This window comes from Shewanella sp. (genome assembly GCF_041630135.1).
Taxonomy (GTDB): domain Bacteria; phylum Pseudomonadota; class Gammaproteobacteria; order Enterobacterales; family Shewanellaceae; genus Shewanella.
Window position 1 is genome coordinate 1 of record NZ_JBFKLW010000035.1, and the last position, 20,788, is coordinate 20,788.

At 52.7% G+C, this 20,788-nt stretch carries 23 protein-coding genes; 15 read left to right on the forward strand and 8 right to left on the reverse strand.

Translation table 11 applies throughout. The annotated features are described in order from the left end of the window. Positions 1-185: 185 nt before the first annotated feature. Entirely contained in the window at positions 186-2,213 is a 2,028-nt protein-coding gene (metG, locus tag ABYK60_RS10950) for a methionine--tRNA ligase (protein WP_372872059.1), read from the reverse strand. Between the two features lie 153 nt (positions 2,214-2,366). Between metG and apbC the strand changes: the two genes are divergently transcribed. The 9 genes from apbC to ABYK60_RS10995 are packed head-to-tail and all read left to right on the forward strand — an operon-like array spanning position 2,367 to position 9,371. Next, the gene (gene apbC / locus ABYK60_RS10955; protein WP_372872060.1) at positions 2,367-3,488 is read left to right on the forward strand and encodes an iron-sulfur cluster carrier protein ApbC; all 1,122 of its coding nucleotides are present in this window, start codon (positions 2,367-2,369) and stop codon (positions 3,486-3,488) included. 12 nt (positions 3,489-3,500) lie between these two features. Beyond that, the gene (gene udk / locus ABYK60_RS10960) at positions 3,501-4,139 is read left to right on the forward strand and encodes a uridine kinase (protein WP_372872061.1); all 639 of its coding nucleotides are present in this window, start codon (positions 3,501-3,503) and stop codon (positions 4,137-4,139) included. Positions 4,140-4,168: 29 nt separating this feature from the next. Further along, positions 4,169-4,753: a dCTP deaminase gene (dcd, locus tag ABYK60_RS10965; protein ID WP_372872062.1), complete on the forward strand. Its 585-nt coding sequence runs from the start codon at positions 4,169-4,171 to the stop codon at positions 4,751-4,753. Positions 4,754-4,760: 7 nt separating this feature from the next. Continuing rightward, positions 4,761-5,651: an aminodeoxychorismate lyase gene (gene pabC, locus ABYK60_RS10970; protein ID WP_372872063.1), complete on the forward strand. Its 891-nt coding sequence runs from the start codon at positions 4,761-4,763 to the stop codon at positions 5,649-5,651. Further along, positions 5,648-6,658 (forward strand): endolytic transglycosylase MltG, encoded by a 1,011-nt coding sequence (gene mltG / locus ABYK60_RS10975; RefSeq protein WP_372872064.1) that lies wholly within the window; start codon positions 5,648-5,650, stop codon positions 6,656-6,658. Before pabC ends, mltG begins: the two co-directional genes overlap by 4 nt. After that, positions 6,655-7,293, forward strand: coding sequence for a dTMP kinase (gene tmk, locus ABYK60_RS10980; protein WP_372872065.1), 639 nt, complete (start codon positions 6,655-6,657; stop codon positions 7,291-7,293). The genes mltG and tmk overlap by 4 nt, the downstream gene beginning before the upstream one ends. Next, on the forward strand, positions 7,293-8,207 hold the full coding sequence (gene holB, locus ABYK60_RS10985; protein WP_372872066.1) for a DNA polymerase III subunit delta': 915 nt from the start codon (positions 7,293-7,295) through the stop codon (positions 8,205-8,207). The genes tmk and holB overlap by 1 nt, the downstream gene beginning before the upstream one ends. Positions 8,208-8,210: 3 nt before the next feature. After that, on the forward strand, positions 8,211-8,537 hold the full coding sequence (locus tag ABYK60_RS10990) for a PilZ domain-containing protein (protein WP_372872067.1): 327 nt from the start codon (positions 8,211-8,213) through the stop codon (positions 8,535-8,537). Positions 8,538-8,582: 45 nt separating this feature from the next. Continuing rightward, positions 8,583-9,371 (forward strand): TatD family hydrolase, encoded by a 789-nt coding sequence (locus ABYK60_RS10995; protein ID WP_372872068.1) that lies wholly within the window; start codon positions 8,583-8,585, stop codon positions 9,369-9,371. Positions 9,372-9,569: 198 nt separating this feature from the next. Here the strand turns inward: ABYK60_RS10995 and rsmF are convergent, their stop codons facing one another. Beyond that, on the reverse strand, positions 9,570-10,973 hold the full coding sequence (gene rsmF / locus ABYK60_RS11000) for a 16S rRNA (cytosine(1407)-C(5))-methyltransferase RsmF (protein ID WP_372872069.1): 1,404 nt from the start codon (positions 10,971-10,973) through the stop codon (positions 9,570-9,572). Between the two features lie 80 nt (positions 10,974-11,053). Between rsmF and ABYK60_RS11005 the strand changes: the two genes are divergently transcribed. Next, positions 11,054-12,280 (forward strand): nucleoside recognition domain-containing protein, encoded by a 1,227-nt coding sequence (locus ABYK60_RS11005; RefSeq protein WP_372872070.1) that lies wholly within the window; start codon positions 11,054-11,056, stop codon positions 12,278-12,280. Positions 12,281-12,382: 102 nt separating this feature from the next. On the opposite strand, the gene ABYK60_RS11010 is transcribed toward ABYK60_RS11005, so the two are convergent. From ABYK60_RS11010 to ABYK60_RS11020, 3 genes are all read right to left on the reverse strand, one after another. Beyond that, positions 12,383-13,063: a ChrR family anti-sigma-E factor gene (locus tag ABYK60_RS11010; RefSeq protein WP_372872071.1), complete on the reverse strand. Its 681-nt coding sequence runs from the start codon at positions 13,061-13,063 to the stop codon at positions 12,383-12,385. Next, on the reverse strand, positions 13,056-13,703 hold the full coding sequence (locus ABYK60_RS11015; RefSeq protein ID WP_372872072.1) for a sigma-70 family RNA polymerase sigma factor: 648 nt from the start codon (positions 13,701-13,703) through the stop codon (positions 13,056-13,058). The genes ABYK60_RS11010 and ABYK60_RS11015 overlap by 8 nt, the downstream gene beginning before the upstream one ends. A gap of 125 nt (positions 13,704-13,828) precedes the next feature. Next, entirely contained in the window at positions 13,829-14,383 is a 555-nt protein-coding gene (locus ABYK60_RS11020) for an LON peptidase substrate-binding domain-containing protein (RefSeq protein ID WP_372872073.1), read from the reverse strand. 80 nt (positions 14,384-14,463) lie between these two features. On the opposite strand from ABYK60_RS11020, the gene ABYK60_RS11025 reads away from it, so the two are divergent. Continuing rightward, complete coding sequence (locus tag ABYK60_RS11025) at positions 14,464-15,060, forward strand: class I SAM-dependent methyltransferase (RefSeq protein WP_372872074.1); 597 nt, start codon at positions 14,464-14,466, stop codon at positions 15,058-15,060. A gap of 67 nt (positions 15,061-15,127) precedes the next feature. On the opposite strand, the gene ABYK60_RS11030 is transcribed toward ABYK60_RS11025, so the two are convergent. Beyond that, on the reverse strand, positions 15,128-15,652 hold the full coding sequence (locus ABYK60_RS11030) for a lipocalin family protein (protein ID WP_372872075.1): 525 nt from the start codon (positions 15,650-15,652) through the stop codon (positions 15,128-15,130). A 208-nt stretch (positions 15,653-15,860) separates the two neighbouring features. On the opposite strand from ABYK60_RS11030, the gene ABYK60_RS11035 reads away from it, so the two are divergent. After that, positions 15,861-16,805 (forward strand): chemotaxis protein CheV, encoded by a 945-nt coding sequence (locus ABYK60_RS11035; protein WP_372872076.1) that lies wholly within the window; start codon positions 15,861-15,863, stop codon positions 16,803-16,805. A 13-nt stretch (positions 16,806-16,818) separates the two neighbouring features. Here the strand turns inward: ABYK60_RS11035 and ABYK60_RS11040 are convergent, their stop codons facing one another. Both ABYK60_RS11040 and ABYK60_RS11045 read right to left on the reverse strand, forming a co-directional pair. Then, positions 16,819-17,460 (reverse strand): hypothetical protein, encoded by a 642-nt coding sequence (locus tag ABYK60_RS11040; protein WP_372872077.1) that lies wholly within the window; start codon positions 17,458-17,460, stop codon positions 16,819-16,821. Next, positions 17,457-17,816, reverse strand: coding sequence for a DUF2750 domain-containing protein (locus tag ABYK60_RS11045; protein ID WP_372872078.1), 360 nt, complete (start codon positions 17,814-17,816; stop codon positions 17,457-17,459). The genes ABYK60_RS11040 and ABYK60_RS11045 overlap by 4 nt, the downstream gene beginning before the upstream one ends. A gap of 214 nt (positions 17,817-18,030) precedes the next feature. Between ABYK60_RS11045 and ABYK60_RS11050 the strand changes: the two genes are divergently transcribed. The 3 genes from ABYK60_RS11050 to ABYK60_RS11060 all read left to right on the forward strand — a co-directional run bounded on the left by ABYK60_RS11050 (position 18,031) and on the right by ABYK60_RS11060 (position 20,720). Further along, on the forward strand, positions 18,031-19,236 hold the full coding sequence (locus ABYK60_RS11050) for a lytic murein transglycosylase (protein ID WP_372872079.1): 1,206 nt from the start codon (positions 18,031-18,033) through the stop codon (positions 19,234-19,236). A gap of 64 nt (positions 19,237-19,300) precedes the next feature. Further along, positions 19,301-20,173, forward strand: coding sequence for a WYL domain-containing protein (locus tag ABYK60_RS11055; RefSeq protein ID WP_372872080.1), 873 nt, complete (start codon positions 19,301-19,303; stop codon positions 20,171-20,173). A 64-nt stretch (positions 20,174-20,237) separates the two neighbouring features. Then, entirely contained in the window at positions 20,238-20,720 is a 483-nt protein-coding gene (locus ABYK60_RS11060; RefSeq protein WP_372872081.1) for a peptidylprolyl isomerase, read from the forward strand. Positions 20,721-20,788 lie beyond the last annotated feature (68 nt).

Consider the following 20,788-nt stretch of genomic DNA (forward strand, 5'->3'; position numbering starts at 1 on the left):
CTCGTATCTACTCATGTTATTTGCCTCTTTTGACTTCGCTAAAAATCAAAGATGCATTTAGCATGGGTAGATATACGGGCAAAGCCCATTTGGATGATAACCACCTACTGAAGTAGGTGGTTTAGGGCTGAAAATAAAAAGGCCGCGATTGCGGCCTTTTTTATTTCAACGCAGAGCTAAACGAGTTACTTCACCCGCATGCCAGGTTGGGCGCCTTCGTGTGGTTCCAGCACAAACAGGTCTTTACCGCCGGGGCCTGCCGCCAGCACCATGCCTTCGGACATGCCGAAACGCATTTTGCGCGGCGCGAGATTCGCTACCATCACGGTGAGTTTTCCTTCCAGATCTTCCGGGTTGTAAGCAGACTTGATGCCGGCAAACACCTGACGCACTTCACCGCCAATATCCAGCTGCAATTTCAGCAGTTTATCGGCTTCTGGTACGGCTTCGGCCTTTTTAATCAGCGCTACGCGCAAATCGATTTTGGCAAAGTCTTCGTAGCTGATAGTTGGGCTGATGGGGTCATCGGCCAGCGGGCCTGCTTTAACTGGCTCTGCAGTGGCTTGCAGGTTTTCCTTGGAGGCTTCCACCATGGCCGCAACCTTGTCCAGCTCCACACGCTGCATCATGGGCTTGAACGGTGCAATTTCATGGCCGCTCAAATCGCTGCCAAGACCGTCCCAGGTCAGTTCCATTCTGAAGAAGTCTTCCACGTCTTTGGCAAGACGCGGTAGCACAGGCTTTAAGTAAGTGACCAGAATACGGAACAGGTTCAAAGCGTTGGAGCACACCTGATGGGCCTCTTCCTGCTTGTCATCCTGTTTCACCAGCTGCCATGGGGCCGCATCGGCCACAAAGCCGTTGGCCACGTCGGCCAGCGCCATGATTTCACGCATGGCTTTGCCGTATTCGCGGGTCTCAAACAGCTCGGCAATCAGGTCCTGCTTGGCAAGGAAGCTCTCGATAAGACTCTTGTCTGCCACTGCGGCAAGCTTGCCATCGAAGCGCTTGGTGATAAAACCGGCAGTACGGGAGGCGAGGTTAACCAGTTTGCCTACCAAATCCGAGTTCACCCGCTGAGCAAAGTCTTCCAGGTTCAGGTCCAGATCGTCAATACGCGAGCTGAGTTTGGCTGCGTAGTAGTAACGCAGGTACTCAGGATCCAGATGATCCAGATAAGTACGGGCCTTGATGAAGGTGCCCTTTGACTTGGACATTTTGGCACCGTTTACGGTCACATAACCGTGGGCGTACACACTGCTTGGCTGGCGGTAGCCAGCGCCGTGCAGCATGGCGGGCCAGAACAGGCTGTGGAAGTAGACGATGTCTTTGCCGATAAAGTGATACACCTCGGCGCTGGAGTCTTTGGCCCAGAACTCGTCGAAGTTGATATCGCTGCGCTTGTCGCAGAAGTTCTTGAATGAGCCCATATAGCCGATTGGGGCATCGAGCCACACGTAGAAATACTTGCCCGGTGCATCGGGGATTTCAAAGCCGAAGTAAGGTGCATCGCGGGTGATGTCCCACTGTTGCAGGCCCTGTTCGAACCATTCATCCAGCTTGTTGGCCATTTCTGACTGCAGCGCGCCTGAGCGGGTCCACTCTTTGAGCATGCCTTCGAAGGCTGGCAAGTCGAAGAAGAAGTGCTCGGTCTCTTTCATTACCGGCGTGGCACCACTTACGGCAGAGCGCGGGTTAATCAGCTCGGTTGGGCTGTAGGTTGCACCGCAGTTGTCGCAGTTGTCGCCATACTGATCTTCAGACTTACACTTGGGGCAAGTGCCTTTAACGAAGCGGTCTGGCAGGAACATCGACTTTTCCGGGTCGAACAGCTGGGAAATGGTCTTGCTCTTGATATACCCACCATCGCGCAGCTTCAGATAGATATGGCTCGCCAGCTCGCGGTTTTCGTCGCTGTGGGTGCTGTGATAGTTGTCAAAGGCCACGTTGAAGTCGGCAAAGTCCTGCTGATGCTCAACATTAACCTGGGCAATCATCGTTTCGGGAGCCATGCCCAGTTGCTGGGCCTTGAGCATGATAGGCGTGCCATGGGCATCGTCGGCGCATATATAATGGCACTCATGGCCACGCAGTTTTTGAAAACGTGACCAGATATCGGTCTGAATGTATTCCAGCATATGCCCCAGGTGGATTGGGCCGTTGGCATAGGGAAGGGCGCTGGTGACAAGGATTTTACGTTGTGAATTGGCCATCTTTACTCAAAATCGTGTTGGTCCCGAAATAATTGGCTTAGATACTAACCGATGCGCGCACTATTTTCACCAAATGCCTGTGCAATTGAGTCATTTGTGCACGCATCTTTTCGGCAATATCTGATACACTTGGGCAAATTTTTGCGCCGGAGTATGTCACAGGTGTTGTCTTCTCATAATTATCAGCTGCAAGAACCCCTCAAGGCCGCGGTACTCGCGATACTCGATACCTTCATTGAACCCAAGCTGCAACAGGGACTGGTGAGTGCTGGCATGGTGAATAAACTCGCCCTGAACGGTAAGCGCCTGGAGCTGGGATTGGTGTATTCATACCCTTGCCAAAGCAGCTATAAAGACACTGTGATGTCGATTACCCGCAAGCTCGCTGAGCTTGACGCCATCGACGAAGTGGAATGCGAAATCGACCTGCAGGTACCAACCAATACCGGCAACACCAATGCCGCGCCTATTCCCAATGTCAAAAACGTAATTGCAGTGGCCTCTGGCAAGGGCGGGGTGGGCAAGTCCACCACCGCGGTGAACCTGGCGCTGGCACTGGCGGCAGAAGGCGCCAGCGTAGGCATTCTGGATGCGGATATTTATGGGCCTTCTGTGCCCCTGATGCTGGGAGTGCCTGACTTCAAGCCAGTGTCTCCTGACGGTAAAATGATGACCGCCGCCGAGGCCCATGGTATTGCCGCTCAAAGTATAGGTTTTATTCTCGCCGACGAGCAGGCCGCTGTATGGCGCGGCCCCATGGCTGCTGGTGCTCTGGTGCAGCTGGTGAATGAAACCAGCTGGCCAGAACTGGATTATCTGGTGGTGGACATGCCGCCCGGTACCGGCGATATCCAACTGACACTGTCACAAAAGGTGCCGGTGAGTGGCGCTGTGGTGGTAACCACCCCACAGGACATAGCTACGCTGGATGCCAAAAAAGGCATTACCTTGTTTAATAAAGTGAATATCCCGGTGCTTGGCATTGTGGAGAATATGAGTTTTCACCTGTGCTCCAACTGCGGGCACAAGGAACACCCCTTTGGTACCCAGGGCGGCAGTGATATAGCCGCGCGTTACGGCGTACCGCTGCTTGGCGCGTTGCCACTCAACATCGCCATCAGGGAAGGAATGGATAAAGGCCTGCCCTCTGTGGTAGCCGACCCTTCGGGTGAAATTGCAGCTATCTACCGGGAGATAGCCCGCAGCGTGGGAGCCAGTTTGGCCAAAGCCAAACCCCAGACCGGTGTTTCCATTAGCATATCGGACGAAGAGTAAGGTTTTAAGTATATGAATTCGCAGCAATGTGTCATTATTGGGATTGCAGGGGCAAGTGCATCGGGCAAGAGCCTTATTGCCAAGACCATATATGAAGAATTGTGCCGTGATCTGGGAACGGATCAGATAGGTGTAATCGCCGAAGATTCCTACTACCGTGATCAGAGCCATCTGTCCATGGAAGAACGGGTGCAGACCAACTACGACCACCCCAAGGCCATGGATCATCAGTTGCTGGCACAGCACCTGCGAAGCCTGAAAAACGGTGAGTCGGTTGATATCCCGGTTTACAGCTACACCGAACACACCCGCATGAATGAGACCCGCCCAATGACACCGAAGAAGGTGATCATCCTGGAAGGGATTTTGCTGCTCACCGATCCGCATCTGCGTGATCTGATGGATGCCTCTGTGTTTATGGATACGCCGCTGGATATCTGTTTCCTGCGCCGTCTGACCCGCGATGTGGCAGAGCGTGGCCGTACCATGGAGTCGGTGATAAGCCAGTACCAAAAAACGGTCAGGCCGATGTTCTTGCAGTTTATCGAGCCTTCCAAGCAATATGCCGACATCATAGTACCCCGTGGCGGTAAAAACCGGATTGCCACCGATATTCTCAAGGCGCGCATACAGCACCTTCTGGCAAAATAAAACTCATAATTCAGGGAGATAAAGGCAAAATGCGATTGACTGACATTGAAATTGAACAGGCGCTCGATGCAGGCAAAATCCTCATTGAACCCCGTCCGAGCAACGATGCCATTAGCGGTGTCAGCGTGGATGTGCGTCTGGGTAACCAGTTTCGGGTGTTTCAGGATCACACCGCGCCTTTTATCGACTTAAGTGGCCCCAGTGCTGAAGTACAGGCGGCGCTCGACCGGGTGATGAGCGATAGAATCGACATCAAAGACGGCGATGCCTTCTTCCTCCATCCGGGTGAACTGGCGCTGGCCGTAACACTGGAAAGTGTGACTCTGCCTGCTGATATTGTTGGCTGGCTCGATGGCCGCTCGTCACTGGCCCGTCTGGGTTTGATGGTGCACGTGACCGCGCATCGTATCGACCCAGGCTGGCAAGGGAAGATTGTGCTTGAGTTCTATAACAGCGGTAAGCTGCCGTTGGCGTTGCGCCCGGGTATGACCATAGGTGCGCTTAATTTTGAGCGACTGAGCGGCCCTGTGGCGCGCCCTTACAACAAGCGCAAGAACGCCAAGTACAAGGATCAGCAGGAAGCGGTAGCCAGCCGCATCAGTCAGGATCGCTGAGTCCTCCATGGCCACATTGACCATGGAGGATGCCAAGGGCAAGGCAATTGCCAGGCTTCGCTGGCTCGATTTAACGGAGGCCGATGCTGGCTCTGCACATTGCCAAAGCATCTCCCCAATGGACAGGGGCCTCGCCTACGGCGATGGCCTTTTCGCCACCATGGCGCTTGCAAACGCTGGCAACATTGCTTTTCTCAATACTCATTTATCCCGTTTGCATCAGGGGGCCAGCCGCCTTGGTTTTGCCCTTGATATTGAGGATATTCAAAGCCGGCTTTTGGCGGCTGCGAAAGCCCATGGCGACAATCAAATTCCAAGGGGGTTAAAGCTTCTCATCAGCCGTGGCCCCGGAGGCCGGGGCTATCTGGCTCCAGAAGATGTACGCCCTGTGGCAATCCTCAGCGTTTTTGATATTCCGGCCCATTATGCTGACTGGCAACAACACGGCATTGCTTTGGTATCAAGCGAACTGGCACTGGCTCGTCAGCCAAAACTTGCCGGCATTAAGCATCTGAATCGGTTAGAGCAGGTGCTTATCCGTCGTCAGCCGCTGCCTGAGTGGGCGGATGATTTTCTGGTGTCGGATGGTGACGGCTACCTGGTTGAAGCCTCCATGGCGAACCTAATTTTTATCAAAGGCAAACAGTGCATTACCCCTAGTCTGGCGTATAGCGGTGTGTCTGGTGTGATGCGTCAGCAAGTCATTATGGCGCTGCTGACGTTGGGTTACTCGGTAGAAATGAAACCGCTGCCTTGCATGGAACTGGCTACCTTCGACGCGGTATTGATGACCAACAGCTTGCTTGGGGCTGTTGATGTAACCCGTATCGACGACCACCACTATAAAGCCTTCAGTGGCACGAACAAGGTGCGTAAAGCACTGGAACTGACGCGATGAAAAAGTTATTGCTGGGCATGGTGGCCACCATCATGACCTTATTGCTCCTTGGCGCCGGTGTGGGAATGTGGGGCCTAAAAAGCCTGGAGACATTCGGTAACACGCCGCTGACACTGTCTGAAGTCCAGGAGTTTGAAGTGCCCCGCGGCATGCATGCCCGCGCGCTTGGCAAAGTGCTCACCGATAAGGGATTGCTGCCACAAGGCTGGCAGTTCGATTGGTATTTGCGCTTGCACCCCGAATTTGCAGCCATTCGTCAGGGTGTGTATCAGCTTGAACCCGGCGACACGCCAGCCAGCCTGTTTGACAAGCTACTGGCCGGCAAGGTGAAAGAGTTTTCCATCACCCTGGTTGAAGGCCAAAATATACGGGAGTGGCAACAAAAGCTTGCCGAGGCTAAGCGTTTGGTGTGGCAGGATGAGGCATTTCTTACCGTGCTTAAGTCCGAAGGCGACAACTCTGGCTTGCCCGAAGGTAAGTTTTTCCCGGATACCTACAGTTATCATGCCGAACAGAGAGTGGCAGCCGTGCTGACCCAAAGCTATCGCAAAATGCAGGCAGAACTTGAGGCTGCCTGGCAGGCGCGGGAGCCGGATTTGCCGCTCAGGAGCCCCTATGAGTTGCTGGTTCTGGCCTCTATCATCGAAAAAGAGACTGGCCTTGCCGAGGAGCGACCGCTTATCGCGGCTGTGTTTATCAATCGGCTTAATAAAGGCATGCGCCTGCAAACCGACCCTACGGTAATTTATGGCATGGGGGAGCGCTTTAACGGCAATATCACCCGTAAGGATTTGCAGGAAGCGACCCCCTTTAACACTTACAAAATTAATGGTTTGCCACCCACCCCTATAGCGGCACCCGGGCGGGCAGCCCTGATGGCGGCAGCGCAGCCTGCCGATGTCGATTATTTATATTTTGTGTCCCGAAATGACGGCAGCCATGTGTTTTCACGCACCCTGACTGAGCATAACCGGGCCGTAAACCAGTATCAGAGAAGACAGAAATGACACAAGCCACAGGCAAATTTATCGTAATTGAAGGCTTGGAAGGTGCTGGCAAGTCCAGCGCAGTGGCGTTGGTGAAAGACTTTATTGCACAGCACACCGGCCAGGCTCCGCTGTGTACCCGTGAGCCAGGTGGCACGCCGCTGGCTGAGAAAATCCGTAACCTGGTGAAAAACGCTGAGCCCGGCGATCCGCTGTGTGATGAAGCCGAATGCCTGCTGTTTTATGCTGCCCGTGCACAACTGGTGGCCAATGTGATTAAACCGGCATTGGCGACAGGCCAATGGGTTCTGGGTGACAGGCATAACCTGTCATCAATTGCCTATCAGGGCGGTGGCCGAGGCCTGATGCAGCTGGTTACCCGCATCAGCGAAATCACTCTTGGTGACTTTAAGCCGGATCTCACCCTGTATTTGGATATTGACCCGCTGATTGGTCTTGAGCGTGCCGCCCGCCGCGGTGAGCTTGACCGTATCGAACAGCAGGAAATTGACTTTTTCCAGCGTGCCAGAGCCACCTTTCTCGCCGCGGCGCAGCAGGATGAGCGTATTTTGGTGATTGATGCGTCCAAACCAATGGACGTTGTGCATCAGGAGATTAAGGCGCGCCTGCAAGGGGCATTTGTGAGGGCCGACTGATGGCGAGCTTGCCCTGGCTTGAGCCCAGCATTGAGCAGTTTCAGCGCTTGCTGCAATCGAGCCGCATGCCCCATGCTGTGTTGGTTGCTGTGGATACCGGACTGGGCGCCCGTAACATGCTTGATGAGCTGGCTGCCCGTGCGCTTTGCACTTCACTCACGCCCCTTGGTGCCTGTGGACAGTGTAAGAGTTGCCAGCTTTACCGTGCTGGGAATCATCCGGATTTTTACCCCATTGAAGCCGATGGCAATCAAATTAAGGTTGATCAAATCCGGGCGCTGACAGGTAACCTTACCACCACGGCGCAGCAGGGTGGCAAGCGTTTGGCAACGATTTATGGCGCCGAGCGGATGAATCATGCCGCGGCCAATGCATTGCTTAAGACGTTGGAAGAGCCGGGAGAGAATACGCTCATATTGCTGCATACAGACATTCCCGGTCAGTTGTTGCCGACACTCAAGAGCCGTTGCCAACAGCTCAAGTTTAAAGCTCCCGATGAGCAACAAATTAACGCTTGGCTGGTAGCGCAGCAACTGACTACTGATGCTATGTGGGCTCTGCCCGTTGCTGGTGGTCCACTTAAGTTGGCAGACTACTTGCACAACAATTACATCACAGTGCTGGTGCAGTTTCGTGTAGACTGGCTTTCCAGTTTGTCCACTGGCCATCTATGTGCTAGCTTGAGAGATATCGGTGAAGAACAAATTACTGATGCACTTAAAGTTTTGTATATAGTTTTGATGGATGATGTAAAACGTTTATCTGTGATAAATGGTTTGTCGGCGGCAAAAGTGGCCAGCTTGAGTGGCGAAATTATGGCTGTGTGCCATACGTTAACTACTATGCCGAGCGTCAACTATCTGGCACTATGCCACAGAATTGTTTCAACTTATCAGAGATTGAAAGCCGAATAGCCTATGGTAGATCTGGTGGTTAATTTCGATACGCTGCATCAGCTGTATCGTGCCTATATGCCTTTTATCAAGCCGGCAGGCTTGTTTGTTTCGACCAGCGAAAGCCATTTCCTTGGTCAGGAGCTGACACTTGCCTATCGTTTGCCCGGCGCCACTACAGTGCATCAACTTAAAGGCGTGGTGGTATGGATTAATCCTGTTGGCGCCTCCGGTGGACGCCCGCCCGGTGTTGGGCTGAAGATCCTGTCCGATGCCGAAACCCACAAACACCACATTGAGAATCTGCTCTCCCGGGAACTTGCGTCAGGTGATTTGACCTGCACCATGTAGGTCGTTATCCTTGCCATCCTTAATTTGACTGGCAGGAAATTCACTTTGCTTATCGACTCTCATTGTCATCTCGACAGGCTCAAGGCTGCGCCTTGCCATGACTCATTGGCCGCTATACTCGATGGCGCCAAGGCACGTGGTGTCGACTATGTATTGTGCGTGAATGTGCGCCAGAAAGGTTTCGAGTCCATGCGCGAGCGGGTGGCGGGTTTTGACAATGTGTTCCTTTCAAGTGGTGTGCATCCTCTGGATGTAAAAGAAGGCCTGAATCTGGCCGAACTCAAGCAGTTTGCCGCCCATCCCAGGGTGGTGGCTATTGGTGAAACCGGGCTTGATTATTATTACGCAGATGACAGCCGTGAGTTGCAATTGCAGTGTTTTGAGCAGCAAATCGCCCTTGCTCGTGAAGTCAACAAGCCTTTGATAGTGCACACCCGTGATGCCCGCGAAGATACTATCCGCCTGCTTAAAGATGGCGGTGCTGATACCGTTGGTGGTGTGCTCCACTGCTTCACCGAAAACTGGGAAATGGCCAAGGCAGCATTAGAGCTGGGCTTTTACATCTCAGTATCCGGTATTGTTACTTTCAAGAATGCGGCTGAGCTTCGGGATGTTATTCGAAAGGTGCCAAAAGATCGTTTGTTGGTTGAAACCGATTCACCTTATCTTGCGCCGGTGCCTCACCGGGGGCAGGAAAACCAGCCAGCCTATGTTCGTGATGTGGCTGAATTTGTTGCCCAGCTTCGCGGCGAAAAATTCCCAGAGCTCGCTGAATACACCACTAATAACTTCTTCTCACTGTTTAAGGATGCGGCTCGCCTGGCAGGTCGCTGAGCGGCAGATAAAAAAAAGGCCCAAAACTATTCCGATTGTTTTGGGCCCAGGGGAATGGCTCATAAAGAGCCGTGCGCTATTCGGTCGCAAAAGGGGATTGAGTAAACACTGACATGATTGTAGGACAGTGTTTCAGCCTTTGCTTAAATTTTGTGCAAAAAATTTTTACCAATTTCGCACAGTGATGGCAGTTCTGACTCAGAACTGCACATTGTCCCGGCAAAGATCTCTTGGGTAATTGTTTTTAAGCTTATTTCCCAAGTGTTTGGCAACGCCAAGTGCAATACCATGCAAGGACAGAATTTTTTCACCCTGTGCCTTACCGGCGCTGCTCAGCGCAATATCCCGCCCCATCAAAAAGCTTACGGCATCTTCGGCAATCACTTCCTGCATCTTGTTGCAAGGCAGTGCCATCACCGCATCGTGGCGCACTTTAATGCCGTGCTTATGCTGTTCGGCCAGTTTCACACCAATACGCTGGAATCTCACCTTTCCAATAAAGGCATCCAGCGGCGCAGGGCTTAACCAAAATTCGTCATCCCGGCTGAAAATCAGTCCATCAGCAGGAAGTGCCAAGCCCATGGCTGACAGTGCTTCGTCAAGCTGCTGGCGCTGTTTGACACTGACCTTGGTGAAAGGGAAGTTTTTTGGCGGCGCGGGGATTTCGGTGTTACGTGGCACACTGGCGGTTTTACGAATACGAGCCACAAAGAATCCTTCGCTATCATAGATTTGTGGCCAGATATGCAGAAAGCCTTCCTCAGTCAGTGATTTTTCAGCACCTGCAAATAGGCTTTCAAGCGATTCAAAGGCTACTGCATCGCCGTATGTTTGCTTGAGAAAGTGGCACACGTCCTGATTTTCACGGCGATTCAGTGTGCAGGTGGAATATACCAGCACGCCACCGGGTTTCAGAGCCTGGAAGGCCGAGTCAATCAGTTCCCGCTGTAAGGCTGAAATAGCTTCGATTTCGGCCGGATCCCAATTTTTCAGCGCCAGCGGATCTTTCCGAACTGTGCCTTCTCCGCCACAGGGAGCGTCCAGCAGAATCGCATCGAGGGATTCATATAAATACGCGCCAAACACCCGGCCATCGAACTGTGTCAAGGCTGTATTGGCCGCGCCCATGCGCAGGGTGTTGGCGTACAACACCTTGCTGCGGCTTGCTGAATACTCATTGGCGATAAGCAGCCCCTGATTTTGCATCAGCGCGGCCAACTGGGTGGTTTTTGAGCCCGGCGCTGCCGCTACATCCATCATCACCCTTGGCGTGTCACCATCTTTAAATAAGGCGGTGGGCGGCATCATCGAGCTGGCTTCCTGAATATAAAACAGGCCCTGAATGTGTTCGGCCAGATTGCCGGGCTGGCAATCAGCGGGAAAGCTCACCCAAAAGCCATCTTCGCACCAGGGGACTTGCTCGAATTGCCAGCCGCGGGGCTCAAGAATTGCCTTTAATTCTTCGCTGCTGATTTTAAGGGTATTAACCCGAATCGATGGGCGCAGTGGCAGGCCGCAGTAATGGATAAAATCATCCATTGACAGATGAGCCGGCATTTCTTGCGCGATGCTATTGATAAAATTTTGATTTAATTGAACCATAACCGCTGAGAGCTTAACGCGAATGGCCGGAGTATATCAGAATTCACCGGTGCCTTGTTGCCTGAATTGGGGGAGTTGGCTTGCTAAACCGGGTTTGGTTGGCGTTTTTTAGCGCGAGTTTGCTGGCGATAATGCTGCGCTTGGGGCTGGGTGATACCAGTGTCCTGAGTACCGCCGTCGATGGGTTGTTTGCCAGTGCCAAGTTGGCGGCTGAAATTGCTCTTGGCCTGATTGGGGTGTTGGCGCTGTGGATGGGATTGATGCGCGTTGGTGAGAAGGCCGGGATGGTGGCTATGCTTGCCCGGGTAACAGAACCCCTGCTCGCCAGATTGATGCCTGAGGTGCCCCGGGGGCATCCTGCATTTGGCAGTGTGACCATGAACCTGACTGCCAATGTGCTTGGGCTCGACAATGCGGCTACCCCCCTTGGCCTTAAAGCCATGAACGATCTTCAAAGTATTAATCCTCTTAAAGACACCGCCAGCAACGCGCAAATCCTGTTTTTGGTGCTGAACACTTCTTCAGTCACTTTGGTGCCTGTGACCGTATTTTTATACCGGGCGCAGCAGGGCGCGGCCTCTCCGGCAGATGTGTTCTTACCGATATTACTGGCGACTTCCGCGTCGACGCTGGCGGGGCTGCTTGCGGTGGCAGTGGTGCAACGGCTGTCATTGTGGTCTGTGGTGGTTCTGGGGTATGCCGCTCTTGGAATAGGTGCTTTGAGTGCACTTGTTTTTTTCCTTGGCACCCTGGCTGCGGATGAAATTGCCAGAATGTCAGGCATCATGGGCAATGGGGTACTGCTGGCGCTGATTTTTGTGTTTGTGCTGGGAGCAAGTATTCGCAAAGTGGCAATCTATGATGAATTTATTGAAGGAGCCAAAGAGGGATTCGGTCAGGCAGTTAAGCTTATTCCGTTTTTGCTGGCCATGTTGCTGGCGATAGGTCTGCTGCGCTCATCCGGCGCACTGGACTATCTTTTGTCTGCTATTGCGTCTCTTGTCAGCCTGTTTGGGCTCGATCCCCGTTTTGTGGATGCTATGCCCACGGCGTTGATGAAGCCCTTCAGTGGCAGTGGTGCACGGGCGATGATGCTGGAAACCATGGCTCATCAGGGAGTGGATTCATTTGCCGGGCGTTTGGCTGCGGTGCTGCAAGGCTCAACTGAAACCACCTTTTACGTGCTGGCGGTGTACTTCGGCGCCGTAGGAATTAAATACAGCCGCCACGCGGTGGGTTGTGCCCTGACTGCGGATGTGGCCGGTATTCTTGCCGCCATTGGTGTTTGTTATTGGTTCTACGGTTGACTCAGCGCGATAAAAAAAACGGGCTAAGGGCCCGTTTTTCTGTGCGTTTGAGATTGCTCTTAAATTGGCTGCGCCTGTCGCTGTGAGCATTGATAGCAGCTGTTAATAAATCAGTTCACCAATGGGGTTCAGCAGCTTGGACAATCCCTTGGTGAAGTGCAGCGGTGCATCTACGACCGTGTAGCAAAGGCAGCCATCGCGGGTTTTCGGCGTGTGCTGATTGCTTGGGTCCATCAGCATAAAATCTCCCGGGCCGTAACTGCCAAATTCATCCTCAAAATGACCGTGCAGCAGCAGGGTTATTTCCTGACCCTTGTGGGTATGCTCAGGAATTTCACCGCCTGCGGCAATGTGCAACAAACTGGATCTGGCTTTGCCATCCAGGGTATCAAGTCGCATCCGGCTCACGTGGCCAATGCCGCTCCATGGGGAGGCTAACTTGGTGTTGCTCATAAACTGGCGAAAGGCGCCTGGCAGGGCAAAATCGAGCCCTTTTACCTGAGTCGCCGGCGCTGCGCTTTCACGCGCGCCAGTCTGTTGCTCTTGCGCGGTGTCATCAGCGGTTATGGCATCAAACAAACCATCCATCCCCTGCCAATCTTTGTCATCCACATCAGCTTGGAGCAAGAAGTGTTGTGCCAAACGGCTTTGCATGGTCGCGACTTTGCTCGCGCATTCACAGCACATTTCACAGTGGGCACTTAACGCAATAGCCAGCCCAAGAGTTGTTTCGCCAGCGGCGTGGGCGAGCAACATCTCGTCGCTGGGGTGGTACTTAATCATGGTGTTTCTCCAGCAGACTTTTCAGCTTTTCCAGGCCTAGTCGCAAGCGCGATTTGATGGTGCCAAGGGGTACGCCGAGTTTCTCGGCCAACTCCTGCTGGCTGAGTTCCTGCAGATAAATGCCCTGTACCACTTCCCGTTGGAGCTTTGGCAGGCTGGATAAATACTGAGTCAGCATGTTGTCGAGTTTGTGATCGCCAAACTCGCCACTGCTTTCATCTGCTTCAAACAGTGGCCAGAGGTCATCCCCAAAGGCGTCCTCGCGGTTGTGTTTGACCCGTCTTAGCATGTCAAAGCACTGGTTACGCATGATAGCGTAAACCCAGGTACTGACATTGCCTTTATCGGCATCAAACAGGTGTGCTTTGGTCCACACAGTGGTGAGGGTTTCCTGAACCAGATCCATCGCCAAGCCTTGCTGGGAAAGGCGCGCAAAACCAAAGGCTTTTACCTTGGGGCCGAAATGGTCAAAAAGCGCACGAAATGCTGCCTTGTCTCTGTGGTCAGCCACCGCGACCAGTAAAGCGCGCAGATTTTCTTCGCTGTTGTCCTGTACCGAGTTCTGCATATCCCTGATAGCCATATTTACTGTGCTTCTATCATAGCGGGACTCGGATTGATTGTGCCTGAAATTTTGCATGTTTTTGCTCAATCAAGGGGTAGATGCCAGTTTCCAATTAATGTGTTGCACAGGGATTTTGGTCAGACTTTGTTTGTCTATTCATCTGTACTTAAGTGCCAATACGCCCGTATCGCTTGTCTGGATCAGTTTTTTTCAAAAATTTGCTCGAGCAGGCTCAGGGTGAGTTCGACATTATCAGCCCGGTAACAACGCTGTTTGTGTTCAAGCCCAATTGGCAATATCTCCAGCCAGCGTTGGCACACCCAGGTGAGGTTGTTGAAGTCGTCTTGCTCAATAAATGAAGATTGGCGGGGATATGACTTAAAAAGCTCACTGAGTTTGTCGCTAAGCTCTTTATAATCCCGGGTTATGGGCTGGGATGACCAAGGGGGCAAGGTACGTACAGTGCCGAGCTTCAGCCCGTCAGATTCTGTCTGCCAAGAAAGCACTTCCAGTCGCTCTTTGCCTTGCACGGTAATGCCAAGTAAGCCGTCTTCCACTGTTTCGAAGTCGACTATCTCCACGCGTGTTGCCACTGGCAGTGGCTGATTGTCGGTACCCAGCATGCAAAGGGCAAACCCCTGCGCAGTCCTCAGGGACTCGCTCACCAGCCGCTTGTATCTGGGCTCGAAAATCCGCAGTTGGGTTGTGCCGCCGGGAAGCAGGCATACAGGTAGAGGGAACAGTGCCAGTTGCATAGCGGCTCCAGGGTAAACTTTTCTGTGGTGCTATACGTACTGGTTGCCATAGCGGATCAGAATTAACCGTTGGAGCGTGTATGAAATTGAATCAAACGGAACGGGCAGTGGTGACATCCAAAGGCCGTGCCTGGCTGCAAACCAGCCTTGAAGCCAAGCTCTTGTTATCGCTATTTAGTGAGGGGTTGCCTGATGTGGAGGATGCACTGGAGATAGGTTGCGGGGGCGGTCTCGGAGTCAGCTTTCTTAGAGAGCGTCTGGGCGCCAGCAATGTGACCGCCATGGATCTTGATGGTCAGATGCTCGCAATCAGTGCCGTGCGTTGGCAGCATGCCCCTTGGGCTCATTTCGCCGAGGCGGATGCCTGTTTTATGCCCTTTGCAGACCAGCGCTTTGATCTGGTAGCCGAGTTTGCGGTGTTTCATCATATTCCCCGCTGGCAGGATGCATTGGCAGAAGTAGCGAGGGTCTTGCGGCCTGGAGGCCAGTTCCTTTTTTGGGACCTTTACCGAGCGGCAATTTGTAACCCCATCAGCAAGCGACTCTTTGAACACCCAATGGAGAATCGATTCAACCACCGCGAATTTGTTGGTGTAACAAGGGAGCTTGGGTTGCGGCCAATTGCCTGCCGGGAGCTGCTTGGCCTGGCGGGGATGGGACTGTTTATCAAAACCTGAAGGATGTGAGCTGACAGCAATGAATCGTGTGTACAGGGCGAATTATTTCGCCCTGTAGAGTCGCTGTTTACATTGCTGGGGAATGGCTGAGCCACACCAAGCCATCTGGCTCAATGCCGAGGGAGCGGATCTTGTCTTTGAACAGGGTCAGTTCATCCTCTGCCGGTGCACGCTCTCTTGAAAGTAGCCACAGATAATCCAAATCATTGCCAGCCACCAGTGCTGTTCGGTACCTGCCATCCTCTGATTTAGTGGCAGCAAGGATTTGATAATCGCCGTAAAAAGGTCCAAAGAACGACACTTCCAGTCGGCCTTCGTTGGCACTTCCTACAAACCTGGCCTTACCTATAGCCTGCTTCCATTCGCTGCTTTGAGCTGAAAAGCCTCGGTTGATGACCTGTACACCATCGCCCTGACGCCGATACTGCGCTGTTACCTCAGTAAGCCCGCTCTCAAAGCGATTGTCGATGCGGGCAATTTCGTACCAGGTGCCCAGATAATTATCCAGATTAAAGTCCTGAATGACCGGCATGGGTTTGCCAGTGCAGCCAGCCAGAAGCCAAAGGGTTAAAAGTGCGAATATTTTTTTCATGTAGAAACCTTTGAACAGAGGTGTTGTTCAGCCTTTACGCTTAGCTTTTGAAAAAAGATCACCCGAAACTCAGCCAAAGGCCGGCAAAATTGCGCCATGCCATGGTTGCTGTGGTATTAAAGGCCTATAATTTAGGGCGTTGGCACTTTTTTGCGCAGACTCCGTAAGATTGATTAGGTTTGCGCCCGTGGCGAAGAGATCTGTTTTTATGGCCAAAATTCTGGAAACCGTCGATCAGCGTACCCAATTGGTAGGCGAAAATCGGCTGGAACTCTTGTTATTCAGAATAAATTCAACCCAGCTGTTTGCTATTAACGTGTTTAAAGTCAAAGAAGTCGTTAAGCTTCCTCCACTCAGTGCACTTCCCGGTGCGCATCCTTGTATCAGTGGTGTTGCCAATATTCGCGGGCATTCTATTCCTGTTATCAATCTTCGTCAGGCTATAGGTTTTTCAGCCATGCCAACCGATGGTGGGGATGCCAACCTTATTATCACAGAGTATAACCGCTCGGTTCAGGGCTTTTTGGTTGGTAAGGTTGAGCACATAGTCAATATGACCTGGAGCGATATCATGCCGCCCCCAAAGTCTGCGGGGCGCAACAACTATCTGACCGCCATTACCCGTCTTGAGTATCAAGGCGTCTCTCATTTGGTTTCCATCATTGATGTGGAAAAAGTGCTCGCAGAGATTATTCGTTATGACGTACGCCTCTCCGAGGGGGTGTTGGATGAATCCCTGCTGCCAAAGATGTCAGGTCACAAGTTGCTGGTCGTGGACGATTCCTCCACGGCGCGTCGTCAGGTAAAGGAAACCTTGGGGCAGCTCGGGCTTGAAATTATTGAAGTATGTGATGGTTTACAGGCTCTGGAACTACTTAAATCCTGGGCCGATGAGGGGGTGGATGTTTCCAGTGCCTTGCTAATGATGATAACCGATGCAGAAATGCCTGAGATGGACGGCTATAAACTCACCCATGAAGTCCGCAGTGATAGCCGTATGAAAGATCTCTATATCACCCTCAACACGTCGTTAAGTGGCAGTTTCAACAACGCGATGGTCGACAAAGTGGGTTGTAATCAGTTTATTTCAAAATTTCAGCCGGACAGATTGGTCGAAGTGGTTCAGGACAGATTACGCCAGGTGCTAACTTGAGGACAGGCAAAGCTCAGGCCTCGTCGTTTTTAAGCTCCTGTAAAAATTGTTCCTTTTGCTTTTTATCTGCGGCTCGGTAAAGCCCGGCGAGCCTTAATGCATAACCAAAACGGTTACGTCCGAGCAGCTTCACCAGCGCGCACAAAAAGGCTTCATCGAGCCCCTGAACCCGGCTGTAATGTTCAGCTGCGGTTGTCAGGCTCGGGAAATGCAGTCCGTCATGCTCAAACCCCAGCGCCATTGATGTGTCATCCAGCGGCACGCCATTAACTGACAGCGGCCAGCCACGGGCATTAACCCTGTCCCGGGCCACTTCATACATGAACCAGGCACTTTTTTTAAAGCCCCCCAGAATTTTGCAATCGAAGCCTGACTCCTCCAGTTCTTCTTTGGTCCAATTCACGCCGATGGCGAGATGCTTGGCATATTTTTTCAGCAACCCGTCTTTTACCCACAGGCGATATTCTGCCAGCGAATCTAGTTCACGGCCTTTGGCGAGTTGGCGACATTCTTTACAGGCGGGCAGGGTGCAGGAAGGTACTTCTGCTTCTCGCGGGCTGACAAAAGCAAAGAGCCCATCAGCGGGCTCTTCACAAAACCAGCAGAGATGTCTTTTATCGAAGGGCACCTCTGCCAGGGGGAGCGCCTGACTCACTCGGCCTCAATCTCGGCCAGCGTCTGTGCCAAATCAATAGGATCGCACTCGAGGCACTCTTCATTGGCTTGCCAATCAACGCCTACCAAGACGCCGTCGTGGTTCAGATCTTCAACCCAATACTCGAGAAATTCAACCAGCGGAATAGCGGTTGCCTTATAGCTGGACCACTCTTCGGTGCAGTGCTCGCTTGCTTTTGCCTCGCTCGACCACAATGGCATCACATCGGTTTCTTCATATTCACTGGAGTCACACACCACCCAGCCTTCACCGTCGGCATCCATCAATCCCCATAGCATTTGGGATTCTTTGACATTGTTGATGAAACTTTGCTGTGCACCTTGCATATCAGTCATAGTGGATTCTCTTTGCTAGTTAATGCCTTGATTATAAGGCATCGGATGCTAAACCCAAGGAATTTTGCGACCTGCCGGTTATTGAATAAGCCATGGCAATGACAATTTCCTTTCTGAGATTGCCTTACTGAATACCTTCATGCAGGATGGGAGTGCGCCTGTGTCCCTTTTTCAGCCACCCGGCCGACCCAGGTTAGACCGAGGAGTTAAAGCTTTGAAGTATCCATTCATCCTGGCTTCATCATTGAGTTTACTGGTGCAGTGTTCTGCTGTTGCTGAATCCCTGCCATTTGAGAGCTGTATTGCCAATCTGAAACAACAAGCGCAGGAGGCGGGGATCAGTCCCGGTCGGATTGCGTATCTTGATGCCATTAAGCCAAAAGAGAGAGTGGTTGAGCTTGACCGAAGTCAGCCCGAATTTACCCAGACGTTTGCCGATTACTTCAATAAGCGTGTCACAGACAGGCGCATTGAAGAAGGGCGCAAGCTGCTTAAGACCCATGGCAAACTGCTGGCGAAACTGAAGCAGGAATACGGGGTGCCACCACAGTACTTGCTGGCATTCTGGGGCCTTGAAACCAACTTTGGCGGATACAAAGGTAAGATGCCGGTATTTGATTCACTGGCCACCCTGGCCTGCGATGCGCGCCGCAGCACTTACTTTACCACCGAGCTTTTGCAGGCTCTGCGGCTGGCCGATAAATACGATTTGAGTGCCGATATCATGGTGGGCTCCTGGGCCGGTGCCATGGGGCACACCCAGTTTATGCCAACCACCTTCCTCGAATATGCAGTCGATGGTGATGGCAATGGCAAGGTGGATCTGTGGAACAGCACAGATGATGCCCTGACCTCGGCGGCGAATTTTCTGATGCAACTTGGTTGGCAGCGTAATGAGCGCTGGGGCCGCGAGGTTATTCTTCCAAAAGGCTATGACTTCTCAAGCATTGGCAGAAATGCCAGGCAGTCACTCAGCATCTGGCGTGAGCTTGGCTTTAAACAGGCCAATGGCGTGCTGGTTCCTGCTATGGACATGCAGGCCGCGCTCTATGTGCCGGCTGGCCACACCGGTCCTGCTTTCCTCGGCTACAGCAACTTTGACGTTATTCAGCGCTGGAATCGCTCAGAGTTTTATGCGTTGGCGGTGGGGCATCTCGCCGACCGGATCATGGGTGCATCACCACTGAATGTGCCAGCACCTATCCAGCCAAGACGCACCCGGGATGGCATCAAAACCATGCAAACCAAGCTGATAGACCTTGGTTATGACATAGGTACAGCCGATGGGGTAATTGGCGGCAAGACCCGCACTGCAATCCGTGATTTTCAGTCTAAAAATCAGCTGGTTCCCGATGGTTTTGCCGACGATGCTACCCTCAGGGCTTTGGGGATAGATGTGGCGTTAATCAGCTCAAAATGATTGCATCATCGGCAAAGGCCACGTAAGTTTGGGGCATTAACTGCACAACCACAGGGAATGCCCCATGCCATTGGATGAACTCAGCCATGGCCAGCGACAACGACTGGCCTTTATCGATTTCAGTCTGCAGTATTTTGGTGAAATCAGCCGTCAGGATCTGATAAGCCGCTTCGCCACCGGTCTGGCGGCCGCCACCCGCGACTTTGCCCTGTACCGGGAGTTGGCGCCGGACAATATGCAGCTAATCCACCAAACCAAGCGCTACCACCGCCTGCCGGGATTCAAGGCGCTGTTTCCCCACGATCCCGAATCGATTCTCCACGGTTTGGCACAGGGCTTTGGTGATGGTTTGTCCCACCCGAAAAAGCCCAGTGAAGTTTGTTTCGATGCGGTGGCGCTTATTCATCCCGAACCTGAAATTGTCGCCGGGGTGATGCGGGCGATTCAGGCCAGTGCCTCATTGAAGATACGTTACGTGTCGACATCCTCCGGCGAAACCAGCCGCGAAATCGTGCCCCATGCGCTGGTGAATAATGGCCAGCGCTGGCATGTGCGGGCATTTGATCGCCACAATGGCCAGTTTACCGACTTCGTTATCAACCGGATAAAGACCATCGGCGGCTTTGGTGAGCCAGTTGTGGAGCATGAAAGAAGTGGCGCCGATGGTTTCTGGCAGCGCCAGGTGTGCCTGCTGCTGATCCCTCATCCTTCGCTTAAATTCCCCGAAGCCATAGAGCTTGATTATGGCATGCAGGAAGGCGTGCTTGAGCTGCATTGCCGCGCGGCGCTGGCCGGTTACTTGCTGCGGCAGTGGAGCGTGGATTGCAGCAGTCGCCACCAAATCAGCTCCGGGGTGTGCCAGTTGGCACTTAAAAACCTGGAAGTGCTGGATGTGATTGAGCATCGCACCATAGTCCCGGGCGCCCGGAGCCGATAAGGCTGGAGGGCAGGGCGCTTCTTTGTTAAGCTCCAGCGGTTTTAATTAATGAACAGGACATTTCATGGAAATCAAAGACGATCTGGTGGTGCAGTTCAACTACACCCTGCGTGATGAAAAGGGCGAAGTACTGGAAACCAACGAAGGCCATGATCCGGTTGCCTACCTGCACGGTCATCAAAACATGATGCCCGGCGTGGAAAAAGCCATAGAAGGCAAAAATGTAGGTGACAAATTCAGCGTGACCCTGCCTGCCAGCGAAACCTATGGCGAACGCATAGAGAACGCCGAGCAGCGCATTCCTGCCAAGCACCTGATGGGGGCCAAGGTGTGGAAGCCCGGTATGCGTGCTATGGTGAATACCGATCAGGGCCAGCGTCAGGTCACAGTGGTAAAGGTTGGCAAGTTTATGATAACGGTTGACATTAACCATCCACTGGCTGGCCGCGAGCTGACCTTCGATATCGATATCGTCGACGCCCGTGAAGCCACAGCTGAAGAAATCGCCCATGGCCATGCCCACGGGGTAGGCGGTCATCAGCACTGATTTGTGCAGAACTGCAATGAAAAAAGCCCGGCTATTGCCGGGCTTTTTTAACTGAAACAAAGCTATGC

What these genes read in the sequence shown, in the direction of transcription:
- metG (WP_372872059.1), bottom strand. Translation starts at nt 2,213, where the DNA reads ATGGCCAATTCACAACGTAAAATCCTTGTCACCAGCGCCCTTCCCTAT.
- apbC (WP_372872060.1), top strand. Translation starts at nt 2,367, where the DNA reads ATGTCACAGGTGTTGTCTTCTCATAATTATCAGCTGCAAGAACCCCTC.
- udk (WP_372872061.1), top strand. Translation starts at nt 3,501, where the DNA reads ATGAATTCGCAGCAATGTGTCATTATTGGGATTGCAGGGGCAAGTGCA.
- dcd (WP_372872062.1), top strand. Translation starts at nt 4,169, where the DNA reads ATGCGATTGACTGACATTGAAATTGAACAGGCGCTCGATGCAGGCAAA.
- pabC (WP_372872063.1), top strand. Translation starts at nt 4,761, where the DNA reads ATGGCCACATTGACCATGGAGGATGCCAAGGGCAAGGCAATTGCCAGG.
- mltG (WP_372872064.1), top strand. Translation starts at nt 5,648, where the DNA reads ATGAAAAAGTTATTGCTGGGCATGGTGGCCACCATCATGACCTTATTG.
- tmk (WP_372872065.1), top strand. Translation starts at nt 6,655, where the DNA reads ATGACACAAGCCACAGGCAAATTTATCGTAATTGAAGGCTTGGAAGGT.
- holB (WP_372872066.1), top strand. Translation starts at nt 7,293, where the DNA reads ATGGCGAGCTTGCCCTGGCTTGAGCCCAGCATTGAGCAGTTTCAGCGC.
- ABYK60_RS10990 (WP_372872067.1), top strand. Translation starts at nt 8,211, where the DNA reads ATGGTAGATCTGGTGGTTAATTTCGATACGCTGCATCAGCTGTATCGT.
- rsmF (WP_372872069.1), bottom strand. Translation starts at nt 10,973, where the DNA reads ATGGTTCAATTAAATCAAAATTTTATCAATAGCATCGCGCAAGAAATG.
- ABYK60_RS11010 (WP_372872071.1), bottom strand. Translation starts at nt 13,063, where the DNA reads ATGATTAAGTACCACCCCAGCGACGAGATGTTGCTCGCCCACGCCGCT.
- ABYK60_RS11015 (WP_372872072.1), bottom strand. Translation starts at nt 13,703, where the DNA reads ATGCAAAATTTCAGGCACAATCAATCCGAGTCCCGCTATGATAGAAGC.
- ABYK60_RS11020 (WP_372872073.1), bottom strand. Translation starts at nt 14,383, where the DNA reads ATGCAACTGGCACTGTTCCCTCTACCTGTATGCCTGCTTCCCGGCGGC.
- ABYK60_RS11025 (WP_372872074.1), top strand. Translation starts at nt 14,464, where the DNA reads ATGAAATTGAATCAAACGGAACGGGCAGTGGTGACATCCAAAGGCCGT.
- ABYK60_RS11030 (WP_372872075.1), bottom strand. Translation starts at nt 15,652, where the DNA reads ATGAAAAAAATATTCGCACTTTTAACCCTTTGGCTTCTGGCTGGCTGC.
- ABYK60_RS11035 (WP_372872076.1), top strand. Translation starts at nt 15,861, where the DNA reads ATGGCCAAAATTCTGGAAACCGTCGATCAGCGTACCCAATTGGTAGGC.
- ABYK60_RS11045 (WP_372872078.1), bottom strand. Translation starts at nt 17,816, where the DNA reads ATGACTGATATGCAAGGTGCACAGCAAAGTTTCATCAACAATGTCAAA.
- ABYK60_RS11055 (WP_372872080.1), top strand. Translation starts at nt 19,301, where the DNA reads ATGCCATTGGATGAACTCAGCCATGGCCAGCGACAACGACTGGCCTTT.
- ABYK60_RS11060 (WP_372872081.1), top strand. Translation starts at nt 20,238, where the DNA reads ATGGAAATCAAAGACGATCTGGTGGTGCAGTTCAACTACACCCTGCGT.